We start from the raw sequence: 17386 nt of genomic DNA, 5'->3' as shown, positions 1-17386 counted from the left end.
CCGGGACGCCGCATGGCCGGACAGGGTCTTCTCGATCAGCAGCTATGGCAGCAATTGCTGGCGCTTGTGCTGGCATCGGCCATCGTTATGGGCAGTCCGGGGCCGGCGACGATAAGTGTCACCGCGATCGGCGCCGCGTTCGGCCTGCGCGATTCGCTCCGTTATGCCTCGGGAATCGTTGTCGGCACGGTCCTCGTGCTTTTGGTGGTGGCGACGGGCATCATGGCCGTTCTCACCGCGCTGCCGAAGCTCGCAGCTCTGTTGGCGGTCGCCTCGGCAGCCTACATCCTCTATCTGGCGTTCAAGATAGCGACGGCGCCGCCACTGGCGGCACGCGTCGGTAGGGCAGCGCTTCCCACTTTCCTTGGCGGGTTCCTTCTGGCCGTTGCCAATCCGAAAGCCTATGTGGCGATTGCCGCCGTGTTTGCTGGCGCGTCGTCCGGCACCGGCGGTCTTGCTATTTCAGCCAAGCTGGCGGTCCTCGCCTTGATGATCGTTGCCATTCATCTCTTGTGGCTTCTCGCCGGCGCGGCGTTTGCACGTTTGCTGCGCAAACCGCTGGCGTCGCGGATCATCAATCTGGTGTTTGCCGTGACGCTGATTGCAACAGCCGCCCTGGCTGTCTTGCCGTGAGCCCTTCTGGCATTCGCGGCGGGGTGTCTCAGCCTTTCAACTCACGTTTCGCGTCCAGCTCACCAAGCCTTTTCACCGCCGTCGGCGGCATCGGCGGCGGGTTCGGCGTCTGCGACGCCTCGACGAGGAGCTGGTCGCAGGCGGCTTCCGTCTCGCCGATCAGCCGGTGCATGAATTCTTCCTTGCCGAGGCCCGGCGGGATCGGCGGCAGGAAGCGCGCCTTGATCGTACCGGGATAGCGCAGGAATTTGCGGCGCGGCCAATAGAGGCCGGCGACGTGAGCGACGGGCACCACTGGAATGCCAAGTTGCGCATAAAGTTCGACGATGCCGTATTTGTAGACCGGTTCGTCACCCGGCGCACGGCGCGTGCCCTCGGGATAGATGATGAGCTGGCGCGGATTGCGCGCCAATTCCTGTTTGGTCGCGGCGATCACCATCTTCAATGCCTTCGAGCGGCTGCCGCGATCGACCGGAATCATCCGCATCTTCAAGATGTACCAACCGAAGAACGGGATCCAGGTCAGCTCCCGCTTCAATATGTAAACGGGATCGTCGAGATACGGCAGGAAAGCGATCGTGTCCCAGAAGGACTGGTGCTTCGGCGCCAGGATGAAGGAGCCTTCAGGCAGGTTTTCCAGGCCGGTGATCTCACTTCTGGTGCCGGCGATCTTGTCGTAGAGCCACATGCTGGTGCGCGACCAGAATTTCGGCACAAACCAGGCGCGATGGCGCGGCGACAGGAAATAATACGGAGCCCAGAGGATCATCTGGACGATCAAGTTGAGATAGAAGGCGAGATTGAACGCCAGCGAGCGGAAATAGAGCATACAGCAAGTGCCCGGTGAGGAGGTGTGCGTTGGTTACACCAAGCGCCGGCAAAAAGGAAACGCTGCAGTGGCCGGCAATGAGCCGGTGTCCGCTCCTTTGCTCTGGATTTACCACGTCGACTGTGCCAGCCGCTGCTTCAGGCGCGGGGCGGCGAAATCGAGAAACGCACGCAGTTTCACTGGCAGCAGACCCTGGCCGGCATGCACGAGACTCACCGGCCATGGGTCCGGCTCAAACTCCTGCAACACCGGGCGCAGCGTACCAGACCGGACGGCGGGGGCGATCTGGTAGGAAAGCAGCCTCGTCACGCCGACGCCGGCAATCGCCGCATCGATTGCTGCCTCAGCCGTGTTGACCCGTAACCTGGAGCGGACCGGCACGCTGAATTCAGCCTTGCCGGTGGCGAAGCTCCAACTGGCGGCGGTGAGCCCTTCGAAGGTGATTGCACTGTGTCCTGCAAGTTCTTGCGGCGTTTTCGGTGTGCCGTGGTCGGCTAGATAGGCCGGGCTCGCGCAAACGACGCGACGGATTGAACCCAGGCGGGTGGCGATCAGGCTCGAATCGGCAAGCTCGCCGATGCGGATGGCGAGGTCGATGTGCTCTTCGATCAGCTGGGTTATCCGGTCGGCGAGTGTCAGCCGCACACTTACCTCGGGATAGACGGAGAGGAAGCCGGTGACGACCGGCAGCACATGCAGGCGGCCGAAGACGATCGGCGCAGTGACGATCAGTTCGCCGGTCGGGGCGCTGTATTCGCCGGCGGCCATTCGCTCGGCCTCGCCGATCTCATCGAGAATGCGACGACAGGCGGCGAGATAGGCGTGGCCCGCATCGGTCAGCGACAGCTGCCGTGCCGAGCGGTTCAACAGCCGTGTCTTCAGGTGCTTTTCCAGGTCCGAAACCTTGCGGCTGACCGTCGTCAGCGGAATGCCGAAGCGACGCCCGGCAGCCGAGAGGCTGCCTGTCTCCGCCGCGGCAACGAAAAGCGACATGGACTGGAGGCGATCCATAGCTCTACCGAAAATTTGCCCTTCCGAAAAACGGAAGGATAGGTTGCAGATATGGCATCTGCATCTCGAAGACGGAAGGCCCTATTCTCGTAAGCGAACAATGCAGCGCAGTCGGCGCCTAAGGAGATCTTCATGAACGCTCACACCAGCGATGTCGCCTTCACCCCGACGGTGAAGGCGATCCAGGCCCGCAAGGGCTCGCGCCAGGCCTATGCCCGTGTCGAGGAGCGTGGCGGCTGGCAGGCGGCAATCACGCCCGATCTCGCCGCCTTCATCGAGGCGCAGACCAGCGTCTTTCTGTCGACCGCCAATGCGGACGGGCAGCCTTACATCCAGCATCGCGGCGGGCCTGCCGGTTTCCTCAAGGTGCTCGACGAATGGACGATCGGCTTTGCCGATTTTTCCGGCAACAGGCAGTTCATCACCCAGGGCAACCTCAGCGACAACCCACAGGCTTTCCTGTTTCTGATCGATTATGCGCACCGGCAGCGCATCAAGATCTGGGGCAAAGCGCAAGTCGTCGAGGGCGATGCCGAGCTGACGGCAAAGCTGATGCCGCAAGACTATAGGGCGCGACCCGAGCAGGTTATCCTGTTTACGGTTTCGGCTTGGGATTCAAATTGTTCGCAGCACATCCCGCAGCGTTTCGAAGCGGCCGACGTGGCGGCGGCGCTGGGCGAACGCGACAAGCGCATCGAACGGCTCGAACAGGAGATCGCACGCTTGCGATCGGATGCAGCAGCCAGGGGATAAGAGCCAGGGGATAAAAAGTGCCGGTGCCGTTCAGCTTCCGCCTGCGGCGTCGGCCAGCGCGACGCTCTCGGTTTGCTTCACCGGCATGATGCCGCGCGCCAGCGCCAGCAGGTATTTGTTATATTCGGTGAACAGCACACGCAGCGCTTCCGGCTTGGTCAGCCAGCCGCCATTCTCGAGGTTGGTGTTGACCACCGGATAGGGCTCGAGCCTTGCGCCGTGCAGCAGCCGGCCCATTTCCAGCAGGCTGCGCGGCATGTGATAATTGTTGGTGACGAGAATGACCGTGCCGTAGGCATGGTCCTCGACCCATTTGGCGCTTTCCTCGGCATTGCCGATCGTGTCGAGCGCAGCGCGGTCGATGTCGACGCAGCATGAAAACAGCCTCTTGTCGCCGCCGGTCGCGGCTTGAAGCTGGCGGCGGCTGGCGGAAGGATGGACGCCGCTGATCAGCAGCCGCTCGCCCTTGCCTGACGCAAGCAGGCCCATAGCAGCGTCGAGTCGCGACTGGCCGCCGGTCAGCACGATGATAGCGTCTGCCCTTGCCGGATTGGCGGGCGTCGTCAGACGGCTGACGGTATTGGCGAACCAGCCGAAGCCGGCAACAAACAACGCCACAAGGGCGAGCAGAAGGAGAGCCGAGAGGCGCAAGGAGCGGGCTGCCAGCAGCCGCCCATGTTTGGCGGATTGATCCGGCTTGGCATATTCATCAGGCCCGGCGAATTCATGCGGACGCGCAACCAGCACTGGCATGCACCCAGCGGTATCGGTCGAGTCCCGAACGTCCATCATGAAATGGTTAATCCCGAAATACGGCCTTTGGTAGGAAAAAAATGCAATTTTCGTGACGAGGCGTTTTCATCCGTGATCGATCTTTACTTTAGCCGGCGTCCGGCTGGCGAATATCGATGTCGCTGAGATAGGTAACCACGGTGAAATGGGAGGTTGCCGCCGTCAGCGCGCCGATCACCAGCACCATGACAGCGACCCCGAGATAACCCGCCGAGCCGATGGCGAAATTACCGAACAGGGCGGTCGCCTGGTCGGCCTGCGGTGTCGCCATATTGCGTGACGACCACCAGGAGAAGGCGATGAAGACGAGGATCGCCGCGGCGCCGCCCGCCGCGGCGCCCTTCATGCCGGTGACCAGAAAATGCCGGCGGAATTCGCGCGCGATGAAGCGCGCCTCGGCGCCGACGAAATGCAGCACCTCGATGATGTGACCATTGCCGGCCATGGCGCCGCGCGTCGCGAATACAACGGTCAGCACCGTCGCAGACAGCATCAGCGCCAGCACTGCGATACCGATCGTTACGGTGGTGCGGGCCATGGCAACCAGCCGGTCGACCCAGGTGCGATGATCGTCGAGCGAGGCGCTCGGCAGCTTCGGCGTGATTGCCGCACGCAGTGCGGCGAAATCGGGCGGACTGTTCTCGTCAATAGTGATGATGATCAGGCGCGGTACCGGCAGCTCATCGATGTTCAGGCCCGAGCCTAGCCAAGGCTCGAGCAGTCGGGCCGTTGCTTCGCGATCGACGATCCTGGCGCTTTTCACGCCAGGGAACTCGCCGGCGATCTGCGAGGCAAGCGCAAGTGCGGCCTCCATGTCGAGGCCGTCGACGGGCTTGATCTGGATGGTCGCTTCGCGCGAGATCTGATTCTCCCAGACGGAGGCGGTGTCACGCACCAGCGTGACTGCGCCAAACGTCAGGCAGGACAGAAACGTCATGATGGCGATGACCAGCACCAGCGCCCGGCCGGCGATGTTCTGCGCCGGCACGATCGGCGCCATCTTGCGCTGGACGCGGGGCTTTGCCGCCGCGGCGTCCTGACCCTCGAAATGTTCTACGGAGAGCTCAGTCATAGATGTCCAGCCTTCCGCCGGCCAGGATCATTCGCCGTGCGTCGACCTGTTCCATCAGGCCGAGGTCGTGGGTGGCGATCACCACGGCTGTCCCCAGCCGGTTGAGCTCGATGAACAACCGCAGCAAGCGTCGCGCCAGCGGCGGGTCGACATTGCCGGTCGGCTCGTCGGCGAGCAGGATCTCGGGCTGCTCGATCAACGCCCGGGCGATGGCGGCGCGCTGCTTCTCGCCGCCAGACAGCACCGGCGGCAGCACATGCATGCGCTCGCCGAGGCCGACCCATTTCAGCAACTCGGTGACGTCGGTGCGGTAGGTCGCCTCCTCGCGGCCGCGCACGCGTAGCGGCAAGGCCACGTTCTCATAGGTGGTCATATGGTCGAGCAGGCGAAAATCCTGGAACACCACGCCGATGCGCCGTCTCAGATGCGGCAATTCGGTGCGCGAGATGCGCGAACGGTCCTTGCCGAAAATGGTGATCAGGCCGCGCGTCGGCTTCAGCGACATGAACAAAAGCCGCAGCAACGTCGTCTTGCCGGCGCCTGAAGGTCCGCTCAGGAACTGAAAGGAGCGCTCCGGAATGTGCAAGGAGATGTCGCGGAGAATCTCCGGACCCATGCCATAGCGGAGGCCGACATTTTCGAAGCGGATCACTTTCGACGACCTGAAATTCTTGGCGGCGAGATGCCAGCCCTTTCTGTGGTAAGACCATCGGCCGGCATGGTTAACCGACGGTTAATTTGGCGGCTTTTCGAGCGAGTCACAGGGGTCCCGGTGGGGAAGCGTTAACCATTTCCGTTTACCCAAAAGAAACGAACAGCGAACAGGTGCTGTAGTGTCAGGCCATGATGGCTGAGGATCGAACCGCGCGCCCGGTTTCCGGCGAAATCATGACCGATCCGGCCGCCGGGCCGGAACGCATCATGCACGAGGTGACCGCCGACGTCATCGATGCCGACTTTGAGGTGCTGCCCCGCCATTTTACACGTCCAGACTTTGCGCCGCCGCCTTCGCGCATGATTTCCACGCCTCCGATTGAAGGCATGGATATGTTGCGCAAGCCCGAAACCGCCGTCGAACGGCCGTTGTGGGTGCACGGTGGGCCGATCTTCTGGATTATCGGCGTCGGTGCCGCCTTTGCCGCCTTCTGGATGTCGGGCGGCCATGCGCTGGTTCGTTAGAACGGCGCCAGAAAATCAACAGGTCACCAGGTAAACGATTCGCGACGCGCTGGGGGCATCCGACGGTTCGCGGGCGTCCTGCGAAAGATTTGGCCTTGCCAGCCGGCTCGACATGCCTAGAAACGGGGTTGAAGACCGTTTTCGGTCGGCTTCGCCTACACGGCGATCATTTCTGGAAGGGCAGCCAATGCCAGTTGTGCGCGGCAAGGACATCGAAGTCCTGTTTTCAGCGTCCGCCATTGCGCGGCGGAACCTGGAACTTGCCAAGGAGATCGCCGGGCACGACTACCACGACCTTCTGGTAATCTCGGTGCTGAAGGGATCATTCATCTTCGCCGCCGATCTTATCCGTGCCATGCACGATGTCGGCCTGTCGCCGGAGGTCGAGTTCATCTTCATCTCCAGCTATGGCGCCGGCACGACCAGCGGTGAGGTGAGGGTGCTGCGCGACATCGACAACGAGGTCGCCGGTCGCGACGTGCTTCTCATCGACGACATTCTGGAATCCGGCAAAACGCTGAGTTTCACCCGCGACCTCATGCTTTCGCGCGGCGCCAGGAGCTGTGCCATCGCCGTGCTGCTCGACAAGCGCATGCGCCGCCAGACCACGCTCAACGCCGACTATGTCGGCTTCGACTGCCCCGATTATTTCGTCGTCGGCTATGGCATGGACGTCGCCCACGCGTTTCGCGAATTGCCGTTCGTCGGCATCGTCAAGGGCGACGCCTAGTTGGGTTGTCGCCGCTCGCGGTTCAGGAAACATCAACTTTTCCTCGCCAAATATCCTGCCCATGGCAAAGCTCCTGATCGTCGAGGACGATGAATCCGTCCGCAGCCTCGCCGCCCGTGCGCTCGAACGCGCCGGGCATAATGTCACTGTTGCCGCCGATGGCGCGCACGGTCTTTCTCTGATCGGGGCGGCGCAGGGGGGCTACGACCTTGTGCTGTCCGACATCCGCATGCCCGAGATGGACGGCATCGAGATGGCCAAGGCGGCAGTGGCGCTGTTCCCGGCGGTGAAGATCGTGCTGATGACCGGCTATGCCGACCAACGCGAGCGCGCCGAGGAATTGGACGGCATTATTCTCGACGTCGTGCAAAAACCGTTCGCGCTGGCTGAAATCCGCGCCCGCGTCGAACAGGCGCTCGCCTGCTTCGCCTAAAGCCTAAGGTCGACCGCCTTCAGGCAGGGTCGCCGGTCGCCGCAATGGCTGGCTCGCCGCTCCGGCGCCGGCCGGCATTGAGCGCAAAAAGCCCGGCGCCGATGATGAGGGCTGCGCCGGCCGCCGTCGCTGGTCGCGGCATTTCGGCAAAGAACAGAAAACCCCATAGCGGCGACCAGATGATACCGGTGTATTCGAAGGTAGCGACGCTGTTGGCGGGCGCCAGCCGGTAGGCCTGCGACAACAGGATCATTCCGGCCGAGGCAACGAAGCCGCATGCCCCCATCTTGAGGAGATCCGGCGTCGCCGGCCAGGCCCATGGCCGGACGAGGAACTCGAGGCTCGGATGCACGGCGTGGTCAATGCCTGCCAGCCAAAACAATGCCGCTACCAAGGCCGCGCCGACCAGATAGGCGCCGTTCTGATAGAACGCCATGACGGTCGAGGATTCGGTGTCGCCGATCTTGCGCGCCATCAGCTGCGAGAAACCGTAGAGCAGAGCCGAACCTAGTGACAGCAGCGCCGCCCAGTCGAACAAGCCGGCGCCTGGGCGCACCATCACCAGCACGCCGAGCATGCCGACCAGGACGGTGGCGAGCGCCTGCCAGGACACGCGTTCGCCGAGATAGGGGCCGGCCAGCGCCATGATGAACAGCGGCGCCATGAAATAGAGCGCCACCGCGTCAGCCAGCGGCAGGGCGGCGATTGCCAGATAGTAGGCCGTGTAGGAGGTGAACTGGATGAAGGCGCGCATCGTCAGCATGCCGAACCGCTTCGACAGGATTGCCTGCAATCCGACATCGGCGTGGACGAGGAAAACCAGGATCGGCAAGGCGACGATCGAGCGGATCGCCATCACCTCGGTGACCGGATAGTGGCTCGACACCGCCTTGACCAGCGGGTCCTGCAGCGAAAAGACCAGTACGCCGAGACAGAGGCTGAGGATGCCGAGCACAAGCCGATTCTGCATAGGCGCTCCTGTCCCCGCGTGCGCGGCCGAACGCAGGCCTGCATCCGGGTAAAAAGAACCCGCCGCCATTTCGGGCAGCGGGTACGAGTGAGGACTTTTGATTGGTCCGCGGCCGATTTCGCGGCCGCATATCCAATGGGTAAGGCGAACTATTGTCCGCCGTTTGACATGTTGCAAACGAATTGGAATGATGCCAGCAATCAGATTTTCTTATGGCGGGCACATGCGACCCAATCTCGACAGCGACCTGTTGCGAACCTTCGTGGCGGTCGCCGACAGTGGCAATTTCACCAAGGCGGCGGAGCGGGCCGGCCGCACCCAGTCGGCGGTCTCGATGCAGATGAAGAAGCTTGAAGGCATGATCGGCGACAGCCTGTTCGAGCGCGGCTCGCGCGGTGTGGCGCTGACACGGCGCGGCGGCGAGCTCATCGCCAACGCCAGGCGCATCGTTTCACTGCTCGACGAGACGGCGGCATCGATGGTCGCGGCGCCGCTTGGCGGGCCGGTGCGCATCGGTATCCCGGAGGAATATGGCCACGCGATTCTGTCGCGCGCGCTCGGCGCCTTTGCCAAGCGCCATCCTCAGGTCGACATCACCGTCCGCTACGCGCATTCCGGTGCGCAGATCGCGGCGCTCGCCGCTGGCGAGCTCGATCTGGCGGTGGTGTTCGAATGGCAGGATCTGTCGGGCGGTGAGGTGCTGATGCATGACCCGACCGTATGGGTGACGTCAGAGCTGCATCACATGCATGAGGAGCGGCCGGTGCCGATCGCGCTCTACAACCGTGCCGGTTGGTGCAAGGATTTCGCGATAAAGTCGCTGGAACAGCGCGATCTCGCCTATCGTGTCGCCTACACCAGCGATACCAATGGCGGCCTGCGGCTCGCCGTCACCTCCGGGCTGGCGATTGCGCCGATCTCGCGCAGCAACATCCCGGCCGGCTGCCGCGAGCTTACGACCGCCGACGGGTTCGGCGACATCGATTCCTCGAACGTGGTGCTGCGGCGCAACCCGAACGCTTCCGGCGAGGCCATCGACGGCATGGAAGAGGCGATCCGCGAGGCTTTCACCAACCGTTAAAGAATGCCGCTCAGTCCGGCGGTGGCGGCCAGCACGGACCGCGCGCGGCGATCTTCCGAATACAGGCAGCCTTACTTCAGCTCCAGCAGCCGCTCCAGATAGCTGCGCTCGATATCGGGGCTGAGTGCATTGCCGAGCCGCTTGCGGATCGCTTCGAGGATTTGGCGGGCACGCTGCACGTCGATCTCGTCAGGCACTCTCACCGAACTCCCGTCATCGGGACCCTCGCTGGTGCGGGGCCGCCCGAGCGGGTCACGGTCGGCATTCTGCTGTCGTCCGCCCTGGCCGTTGCCGCCCTGGTCGCCTTGCATCGCCTGCAATTGCTTCATCATGTCCTTGGCGCCCCTGCGCAAGGCTTCCAATGCGCGGCCCTGGTGACCGACGGCCTGGTCGCCTTCGCCTTCGCCGAGCGCCTGTTCGGCATTGCCCATGGATTTGCCGGCCTCGCCAAACCCCTCATTGGGGTCGAGGCCCATGCCTTCGAGGCTCTTCCTCAATTGATCGAGCTCGCTCTGCAGCTTGCCCTGGCCTTCCTGCAACTGCTTCATCGCATCGGCGAATTCCTGCGGCGTCATCTGCCCCGGCCGGCCGAGCGGATCGCGGTCGTCGCCCAGGCCGGGCTTGCCCTGTTCGTCCATCGGGCCCGGCTCACCGTTCTCGCCGAGCTGCTCGTCGCGGTTCTGCCCGCGCTGTTGCTGGCCACGCTGCATCTGGTCCATGCGGAAGGTGTCGTTCATCATCTCCTGCTGGCGCCGCATGATCTCGCCCAGCTTATCCATCTGCTGACGCATCTCGCTGTCCTGCTGACCGCCTTGTTGCTGGCGGCCTGCCTGCAGATTGTTCATCATGTCCTGCAGCTCAGACAGCAATTGCTGCGCCTGGTCGCGATTGCCGGATTTCGCCAGGTTCTCGATCTGGTCCATCATGCGGTCGATGTCGCTCTGGCGCAGTTCCCGGCCGTTCTGCTGCATCTGTGGCGCATTCGGATTCTGCTGCGCCCGCGCCGCGAATTCCTGCAGGAACTGGTTCATCGCCTCGCGCAGTTCCTTCATCGCCTTCTCGATCTCCTGGTCGCTGGCGCCGTTCTTGATCGCATCCTGCAGCGCCTGCTGCGCCTGGCGCAGCCGCTTCTCGGCCGCCGACAGATTGCCTTCCTCGATGCCGAGCGCGATCTCCCAGAGGTAAGCGACCTCGTCGCGCAATTGATCGTCGCTGTCGGCCATCTTCAGCCGGGTGCGGGCGCTCATGATGGCGAGGTAGTGCGTCATGTTGTCGAACGTGTCTTCGGGCCTGAGCGTGATCGCATCCATCAGGTCGAGCACGCGGTCCTTGGCATAGGCGTCGAGCGCCAGCATGCGGCGCTGCTCGACCACAGCCCGCGCCAACGGGTTGGAGAATGGCCGCTCCGGCATCACCAGCGTCTTGGTTTCGCTGGTCGCCGTATGTCCGGCACCGTCGGTGGCGACAAGCGACAGCTTGACGTTGCCACCGGCCCAGGCATGGTCGGTCAGGTCCTTCGTCGTCTTAGCGGCATTGGCCTTGCCGCCGCGGCGCGGCAACGTCAGCGGCATTTCCGGCGGGCCATAGAGCGGATGCGCGTTGGGCGCCTGCGGATCGGCCAATGCGAAAACCGCCTTGGCGGAGGCCGCGCCATAGTCGTCGTCGATCTGGTAGTTGAGTTCGAAGGCGCCGTTGACGGCGCGCTTCGGCTCGCCGACAAAGCGGATCTGCGGCGGCTTGTCGGGAATTATGGCGAAGGCCCAGCGGCCGAGCTCGCCGTCGCCGGACTGCAGCGTCAGCGTGCCGTCGGCCGTCAACTTGCCGCTGAACTGGCGCACGGTGGAAGGCGTTGCCGGAGCTGCCTCAGTCTTGGCGGCTTGCGGCCCGGTCGGATCGATGGCGCGGGTGTTGCCGCCGGTGTCGGCGTAGCTCAGCGTTTCCTCGCCCGAACCGCCGGTGACGCGCAGCGACACATCGCTGCCCTCCGGAACGGTGAAGGTCGGCGCCGCTTGAGTGGCGTTGTTGGCAAGGACTGGGGCGTTCAGGAATATCGGCGGCCTGCCGGTATAGGCCGGCGGCGTCACCCAGGCATCAATGCGCGGCGGCACGACGTCGCGGGCGGTACGGGCAACAAAGCCGTCGCCCAGCCTGCCGCCCGACGGCCCGAAGGAGAAGGCAAAGGCAGTGACCAACAAAAGCGCCGCAACGGCGCGCAACGCCCACGGGTCGCGTTCCGGCACGCGTGTGCGCGGCACGTCGCCGCCAAGCTCGCCCAGCCGGTCAGCCATGCGCCGCTGATGCTCGCGCCACAGGGCTTGCGAAAAAATGCTTTCCTTGCCGCTCGGACGATCGGTCTGGACCTGCACCGGGCTGTGCAGGAGCCGGTTGGCCGCCTCGATGCGGCGGTCGACCTCGGCACTGGATGGCGTGCGGAAGAAACGCAGCGGATAGAGTGCGGCAAGCGCTGCGACGCCGAATGCCGTGATAAGACCGATCCGCGCCAGATCGGGCAAAAATGGGAACAGGCCGAGCCACGAAATGCTGAGGAACAGGCTGGCGACGATGATCAGCGGCAGCAGCAATGGCCAGCCGCGTTCGACGATTATCGAGACCTGCGTCCCCAGCCGGCTCAAGGCAAGGCGCCTAGCCAGACTGCGATCGCTGGTGAAAATGGGTCGTTGCGTCATCGGCCCTTCCTGGCCGGGCGGGATAGCCCAGGCCTCACGAGTCTATCGCATGGGCCCGAAAAGTCGATTTCCGGGAAGCACGATGCGAAGACCTAAAATCTTAGCGCGTACTTCGTGCGTCCAAGCGGATGCACATCGCCCTAAGGATACCAACAAACACGGCGAAGGCGAGGCGGTTCCCCAAAACGTGAACAATAATGCCCCGGATATTGTCAGAATTTCGCCGGATTAGCGTTTGCGCCGCAGACCAGTACGGCAACGCGCTCGCCTCTAGCCGGTGCGTAGCGGCCGGACAGGAGCGCCGCGAAGGCGGCCGCACCGCCCGGCTCGGAGATGATTCGCACGCGGTCCCACAGCGCCGCCTGGGCGGCGACAATGTCGTCGTCGCCGACCAGGATCGAGCGCTCGACGAATGCCTCGGCGATAGGAAACATCATTTCGCCGACACGCTTTGGCGCGAGCGAATCGGCGGCGACGCCCTCAGCCGGCGCGTCGACGGGTCGGCCCGCCGCGAACGCGCGATGAAGCGTCGGCGCACCCTCCGGCTCGACCGCGATGATCCTGATGCGGCCGGAAAACCAGGCGGCGATGCCGCCGATCAGGCCGCCGCCGCCGACAGCGACCAGCAGGGTGTCGAGCTCCGGCAGGTCGGCCTCGATTTCGAGGCCGAGCGTGCCCTGCCCGACCAGCGTCTCCTCCTGGTTGAAGGCGTGGATCTGCAGGGCGCCGGATTTTTCGGCGAAGCTCTCGCTGGCGGCCAGCGCCTCGGCATAACGGGCGCCGCCGACGATCAGCTCGGCGCCGTAGCCGCGGATGCGGTCCAGCTTGGCCTGCGGGCTCACTTCGGGAACAAAGATGGTCGCCTTGTGGCCGAGTCGCATGGCGGCATAGGCGACGGCGGCGCCGTGATTGCCGCCCGATGCGGCGACGACGCCGGCCGCAGGAACCGGCCGTTCGAGGAGATTGGTGAACGCACCACGCGCCTTGAACGAGCCGGAATGCTGCAAGCACTCAAGCTTCAGGTCGACCGGCAGAGGCGGACGGCCGAAATCGGCCATGTCGACGCGCAGCACCGGCGTGTGGCGCACGAAGGGCCGGATGCGTGGTTCCATCGCCGCAATGCGCTCGCGTGTGATCGTGTGGCCGTGCAGCATGCATTCACTCCCAGGGCTGACATTCAGAGTTGACATTACTTAGTAACTTGGCAAAGTAGCTAAATGCAAGAGGTCGATGTCTTCAAAGCGATTGCCAACGAGCGCAGGCTGCAGATCCTCGATTGGCTCAAGGACCCGCGCGCGCATTTTCCGCCGCAGGCGGACGGCGATCTGGTCGACGACGGAGTCTGCGCGCTGCTGATCGCGGAAAAGCTGGGGATCACCCAGGCGACGCTCAGCGAACATATGCGTGTGCTGACCCAGGCAGGGCTTTTGCGCAGCAAGCGCATCAAGCAGTGGACATTCTATCGCCGGAACGAGAACAGGATCGCCGAAACCAGGGCGCTCATTCAGCACCGCCTGTAGCTGCAGAGTTCTACTCCAACCAGTCCGGCACCGAATCCAGTCCGATCAGCTCGTCATAGGTCTGGCGCGGGCGCACAACGTGGAAGCGGTCGCCGTCGACCAGCACTTCCGGTACCAGCAGCCTGGTATTGTAGGTGCCGGCCTGGACGGCGCCATAGGCGCCGGCGGTGGCGACAGCGATCAGGTCGCCGGATTTCAGCCGGGGCAGGTCACGGTCGAGCCCGAGATAGTCGCCGGTCTCGCAAACCGGGCCGACGACATCGACCTTCATGCGCGGTGCTGCGGCCGGCTGCTGCGCCACCGGCTTGATGTCGTGGAAAGCGTCGTAAAGCGTCGGCCGGATCAGGTCGTTCATCGCGGCGTCGACGACGAGGAAGTTCTTGGCGTCGCCCTCCTTCACGAAGATCACCGCCGAGACCAGGATGCCGGCATTGCCGACGATCAGCCGGCCTGGCTCGAACATCACTTTCAGCCCGAGCTCGGCGACATGCTTTCTGACGATCCGGGCATAGGCATCGGGCAAAGGCGGCGGGTTGTTGTCGACGCGGTAGGGAATGCCAAGGCCGCCGCCGACATCGATGTGCTCGACGGCATGACCGTCGGAGCGCAGGGCGCCGACCAGCTCCACCAGCAGCGCAAAGGCCTCGTCGAAGGGCTGCAATTCGGTGATCTGGCTGCCGATATGGGTGTCTATGCCGGTGACCTTGATGCCCGGCAGCTCAGCCGCGCGGGCATAAACCTTTCGTGCCTGCTGCCAGGGAATGCCGAACTTGTTCTCGGCCTTCCCAGTCGAAATTTTGTTGTGCGTCCTGGCGTCGATATCCGGATTGATGCGCAGCGAGATCGGCGCGATCTTGCCCAGCGCGGTCGCGCGGGCCGACAGCAGCTCCAGCTCCGGTTCGGATTCGACGTTGAAACAGAGAATGCCGGCCGAGAGCGCAAAATCCATTTCGCGCCCGGTCTTGCCGACGCCCGAAAACAGGATCTTGCTTGCCGGAATGCCGGCCGCCAAAGCGCGGCGCAATTCGCCCTCCGAGACCACGTCGGCGCCGGCGCCGAGTCTTGCCAACACCTTCAGCACGGCCTGGTTCGAATTCGCCTTCATGGCATAGCAGACGAGGGCGTCGAGCCCGGCAAAGGCCTCTGTGAAGACGCGAAAATGCCTGGTCAGCGTCGCCGTCGAATAACAATAGAACGGCGTGCCGACGCTGGCGGCGATGTCTGATATCGCCACGTCCTCGGCATGCAGCGCGCCGTCGCGGTAGTCGAAATGGTTCACGAGATTGGTCCGAAAAATCAGAGCAGCGGGTCGAGGATGAATTTCTTGTCCTCAACAGGTTTTTCCGGCTCCGGCGGCAAAGGTTGCTTGGCCTTCTCGGCGTCCTTGCGGGCCTGCACGGCGGCCGCGTAGGGCGTATCGAGCGCAGCCTTCCTGCCGCAGGCCGCAACGGTGGCCATTGCTGCCAACAGCGTCAGCGTCACCAAAATCCTGCTTTCGGTCATCGTGCCATCCGTCCGAAACTGTTGCCCGCAGCCGCTTCTAGCCGAGTTTTGCGGCCATTGCACCCCGCGTCTTACGCTTTGGCGAGTCGCTTTTTCCAGTAGCGGATCTGCTTGCGCACCTCGGACGGCGCGGTGCCGCCGAAGCTCGTGCGGCTCTTTACAGAATTCTGCACGGCAAGAACCGAAAACACGTCGGCGCTGATACCGGGGTGAATGGACTGCAGATCCTCCAGCGAAAGCCTGTCGAGCCCGATCTTCCTGTCGTCGGCCAGCGCCACCGCCCGGCCAGTGATATGGTGCGCCTCGCGGAACGGCAGGCCGAGCGTGCGCACCAGCCAGTCGGCGAGGTCGGTCGCAGTCGAATAGCCGGCGCCGGCAGCCTTTTTCATCGCCGCAGTGTTCACCGTCATGTCGCGCACCATGCCGGTCATTGCCGCCAGCATCAGGTCGAGCGTCTCGGCCGCGTCGAAGACGGATTCCTTGTCTTCCTGCATGTCCTTGCCATAGGTCAGCGGCATGCCCTTCATTACTGTCAGCAAGCCGACGAGGTGCCCGGTGACGCGGCCGGTCTTGCCGCGCACCAGTTCGGCAGCGTCGGGATTCTTCTTCTGCGGCATGATCGACGAACCCGTCGAGAAACTATCCGACAGCCTGACGAAGCCGAATTGCGGCGTCGACCAGATGATGATCTCTTCAGCCAGTCGCGACAGATGCGTCGCGCAGATCGCTGCTACGCCCAGGAACTCGAGCGCGAAATCGCGATCCGAAACGCTGTCGAGCGAATTGCGCATCGGCTCGCGGAAGCCAAGCGCCTTCGCTGTCTCGTGCCTGTCAATCGGAAAGCTGGTGCCGGCAAGGGCGGCAGCGCCGAGCGGGCTTTCATCCATACGCTCAATCGCATCGCGGACGCGAGACAGGTCGCGCGCAAACATCTCGACATAGGCCATGCAGTGATGGCCGAAGGTCACCGGCTGCGCCGCCTGCATGTGGGTGAAGCCCGGCATCACCGTTGCCGCATGCTCCTCGGCGCGATCCAGGAACGCCGTGATCAGGCCCTTCAGCGCCTCGGCGACGCGAAAGCACTCGTCCTTGACCCACAGCCTGAGGTCGACCGCCACCTGGTCATTGCGCGAGCGGGCGGTATGCAGGCGGCCAGCTGCGGGCCCGATCAAATCGGCCAGACGGGCCTCGATATTCATGTGGATGTCTTCCAGCCTGGTGGAGAACTCGAATGTGCCGGTCTCGATCTCTGCCAGGATCGTGTTCAGCCCGTGAGTGATTTTTTCTTGATCGGCCGCCGAAATAATGCCCGTTTGCGCCAGCATCTGGCAATGGGCGATCGAGCCGCGAATATCCTGCGCATAGAGTTTGCGGTCGAACGAGATCGACGCGTTGATCGCTTCCATGATTGCGGCCGGACCCGAGGCAAAACGTCCGCCCCACATCTGGTTGCTGGCCTTCTTGTCGTTCATCGCTATAACCCGTGCTCCGGAGCAGTTTTTCAAAAATGGCAGACGGCAATAGATTTTTCCCGGCTTTGCGTCTCATCCTCGCCGCTTTGGTTGCGGGCGTGCTGGCCGGCGCGGTCGCGGTATATGTCAGGGAAAGCAGTTCTGGCAACAAGGCGCCCGCGCCAGTGGCCGCCGGCGGCGGCAAGGACGACGCCGCCTGCGTCGCCAAGACCGACCGTGCCAAGAAGATCGCCGCCGCTGCTACCGGCCAGGTTGCCGCGCTTTTGCCGGCGGATCCGCCGCAATCGCTGAAAAGCCTTACCTTCAACGGCCCCGACGGCAAGCCGACGACGATCGCCGATCATGCAGGCAAGACGGTGCTGCTCAATCTGTGGGCGACATGGTGTGCACCTTGCCGCGCCGAAATGCCGGCGCTCGATGCGCTGCAGAAGGAGATGGGCAGCGATGCGTTTCAGGTTATTGCCGTCAACGTCGATGCCGGCGACGATGCCAAACCGAAGAAATTCCTGGAGGACACCGGCGTCAAGTCGCTCGGCTACTATCGCGATGCCACGATGGCGCTGTTCAACGACGTCAAGACGCGCGGCCTGGCGCTAGGTCTGCCCGTCACCATGCTGATCGATGGGCAAGGCTGCCTCATCGCCCATATGAACGGCCCGGCCGAATGGTCGGGGCCGGATGCCAAGCGTCTGGTCGAGGCGGCGCTTCAGCCGGGATAGGC

At 63.6% G+C, this 17386-nt stretch carries 19 protein-coding genes; 8 read left to right on the top strand and 11 right to left on the bottom strand.

Going from position 1 to position 17386, the window contains the following annotated elements; translation table 11 throughout:
- Positions 1 to 12: 12 nt before the first annotated feature.
- Entirely contained in the window at positions 13 to 633 is a 621-nt protein-coding gene (locus NKH17_RS05720) for a LysE family translocator (protein ID WP_352476268.1), read from the top strand.
- 28 nt (positions 634 to 661) lie between these two features.
- Here NKH17_RS05720 and NKH17_RS05715 read toward each other — a convergent pair whose 3' ends face one another.
- Together NKH17_RS05715 and NKH17_RS05710 are read right to left on the bottom strand one after the other, a co-directional pair.
- Positions 662 to 1462 carry a lysophospholipid acyltransferase family protein gene (locus tag NKH17_RS05715; protein ID WP_352899378.1) on the bottom strand — a complete coding sequence of 267 codons (801 nt, stop codon included), beginning with the start codon at positions 1460 to 1462 and terminating at the stop codon, positions 662 to 664.
- A gap of 108 nt (positions 1463 to 1570) precedes the next feature.
- On the bottom strand, positions 1571 to 2473 hold the full coding sequence (locus NKH17_RS05710; RefSeq protein ID WP_352476269.1) for a LysR family transcriptional regulator: 903 nt from the start codon (positions 2471 to 2473) through the stop codon (positions 1571 to 1573).
- Between the two features lie 132 nt (positions 2474 to 2605).
- Between NKH17_RS05710 and NKH17_RS05705 the strand changes: the two genes are divergently transcribed.
- On the top strand, positions 2606 to 3226 hold the full coding sequence (locus tag NKH17_RS05705; protein WP_352476270.1) for a pyridoxamine 5'-phosphate oxidase family protein: 621 nt from the start codon (positions 2606 to 2608) through the stop codon (positions 3224 to 3226).
- A 30-nt stretch (positions 3227 to 3256) separates the two neighbouring features.
- On the opposite strand, the gene NKH17_RS05700 is transcribed toward NKH17_RS05705, so the two are convergent.
- The 3 genes from NKH17_RS05700 to ftsE all read right to left on the bottom strand — a co-directional run bounded on the left by NKH17_RS05700 (position 3257) and on the right by ftsE (position 5742).
- A complete protein-coding gene (locus NKH17_RS05700; RefSeq protein WP_352476271.1) occupies positions 3257 to 4018 on the bottom strand; it encodes a YdcF family protein in 762 nt (253 codons plus the stop codon).
- Between the two features lie 88 nt (positions 4019 to 4106).
- Entirely contained in the window at positions 4107 to 5090 is a 984-nt protein-coding gene (locus tag NKH17_RS05695; protein WP_254816652.1) for a cell division protein FtsX, read from the bottom strand.
- Positions 5083 to 5742 (bottom strand): cell division ATP-binding protein FtsE, encoded by a 660-nt coding sequence (ftsE, locus tag NKH17_RS05690; RefSeq protein WP_023677923.1) that lies wholly within the window; start codon positions 5740 to 5742, stop codon positions 5083 to 5085. The genes NKH17_RS05695 and ftsE overlap by 8 nt, the downstream gene beginning before the upstream one ends.
- Positions 5743 to 5978: 236 nt before the next feature.
- Between ftsE and NKH17_RS05685 the strand changes: the two genes are divergently transcribed.
- The 3 genes from NKH17_RS05685 to NKH17_RS05675 all read left to right on the top strand — a co-directional run bounded on the left by NKH17_RS05685 (position 5979) and on the right by NKH17_RS05675 (position 7432).
- Positions 5979 to 6269, top strand: coding sequence for a hypothetical protein (locus tag NKH17_RS05685; RefSeq protein ID WP_352899373.1), 291 nt, complete (start codon positions 5979 to 5981; stop codon positions 6267 to 6269).
- A gap of 187 nt (positions 6270 to 6456) precedes the next feature.
- A complete protein-coding gene (hpt, locus tag NKH17_RS05680; RefSeq protein ID WP_254816654.1) occupies positions 6457 to 6999 on the top strand; it encodes a hypoxanthine phosphoribosyltransferase in 543 nt (180 codons plus the stop codon).
- 61 nt (positions 7000 to 7060) lie between these two features.
- Positions 7061 to 7432: a response regulator gene (locus tag NKH17_RS05675; RefSeq protein WP_352476273.1), complete on the top strand. Its 372-nt coding sequence runs from the start codon at positions 7061 to 7063 to the stop codon at positions 7430 to 7432.
- Between the two features lie 19 nt (positions 7433 to 7451).
- Here NKH17_RS05675 and NKH17_RS05670 read toward each other — a convergent pair whose 3' ends face one another.
- A complete protein-coding gene (locus NKH17_RS05670) occupies positions 7452 to 8402 on the bottom strand; it encodes a DMT family transporter (RefSeq protein WP_352805550.1) in 951 nt (316 codons plus the stop codon).
- A 223-nt stretch (positions 8403 to 8625) separates the two neighbouring features.
- Between NKH17_RS05670 and NKH17_RS05665 the strand changes: the two genes are divergently transcribed.
- Complete coding sequence (locus NKH17_RS05665) at positions 8626 to 9483, top strand: LysR family transcriptional regulator (protein ID WP_352649318.1); 858 nt, start codon at positions 8626 to 8628, stop codon at positions 9481 to 9483.
- A 71-nt stretch (positions 9484 to 9554) separates the two neighbouring features.
- On the opposite strand, the gene NKH17_RS05660 is transcribed toward NKH17_RS05665, so the two are convergent.
- Both NKH17_RS05660 and NKH17_RS05655 read right to left on the bottom strand, forming a co-directional pair.
- Positions 9555 to 12170 (bottom strand): TIGR02302 family protein, encoded by a 2616-nt coding sequence (locus NKH17_RS05660; RefSeq protein WP_352899368.1) that lies wholly within the window; start codon positions 12168 to 12170, stop codon positions 9555 to 9557.
- 212 nt (positions 12171 to 12382) lie between these two features.
- On the bottom strand, positions 12383 to 13324 hold the full coding sequence (locus NKH17_RS05655; protein ID WP_352476277.1) for a threonine/serine dehydratase: 942 nt from the start codon (positions 13322 to 13324) through the stop codon (positions 12383 to 12385).
- Between the two features lie 63 nt (positions 13325 to 13387).
- Here NKH17_RS05655 and NKH17_RS05650 point away from each other — a divergent pair, with 63 nt between their 5' ends.
- Positions 13388 to 13690, top strand: a complete 303-nt coding sequence (locus NKH17_RS05650; protein WP_254816660.1) for an ArsR/SmtB family transcription factor — start codon at positions 13388 to 13390, stop codon at positions 13688 to 13690.
- A 10-nt stretch (positions 13691 to 13700) separates the two neighbouring features.
- Here the strand turns inward: NKH17_RS05650 and lysA are convergent, their stop codons facing one another.
- The 3 genes from lysA to argH form a co-directional block, all read right to left on the bottom strand.
- Positions 13701 to 14969 (bottom strand): diaminopimelate decarboxylase, encoded by a 1269-nt coding sequence (gene lysA, locus NKH17_RS05645; protein WP_352899364.1) that lies wholly within the window; start codon positions 14967 to 14969, stop codon positions 13701 to 13703.
- A 17-nt stretch (positions 14970 to 14986) separates the two neighbouring features.
- Positions 14987 to 15193, bottom strand: coding sequence for a hypothetical protein (locus NKH17_RS05640; protein WP_352476279.1), 207 nt, complete (start codon positions 15191 to 15193; stop codon positions 14987 to 14989).
- Positions 15194 to 15264: 71 nt separating this feature from the next.
- Complete coding sequence (gene argH, locus NKH17_RS05635) at positions 15265 to 16665, bottom strand: argininosuccinate lyase (RefSeq protein ID WP_254816662.1); 1401 nt, start codon at positions 16663 to 16665, stop codon at positions 15265 to 15267.
- Between the two features lie 35 nt (positions 16666 to 16700).
- Here argH and tlpA point away from each other — a divergent pair, with 35 nt between their 5' ends.
- Entirely contained in the window at positions 16701 to 17384 is a 684-nt protein-coding gene (gene tlpA / locus NKH17_RS05630; RefSeq protein ID WP_352899361.1) for a thiol:disulfide interchange protein TlpA, read from the top strand.
- Positions 17385 to 17386 lie beyond the last annotated feature (2 nt).

The sequence above is a fragment of the Mesorhizobium sp. M1334 genome, assembly GCF_040317995.1.
Classification (GTDB): Bacteria; Pseudomonadota; Alphaproteobacteria; order Rhizobiales; family Rhizobiaceae; genus Mesorhizobium.
Note: the sequence above shows the minus strand (reverse complement) of the source record. Positions and strands in the feature narration are given on the sequence as shown.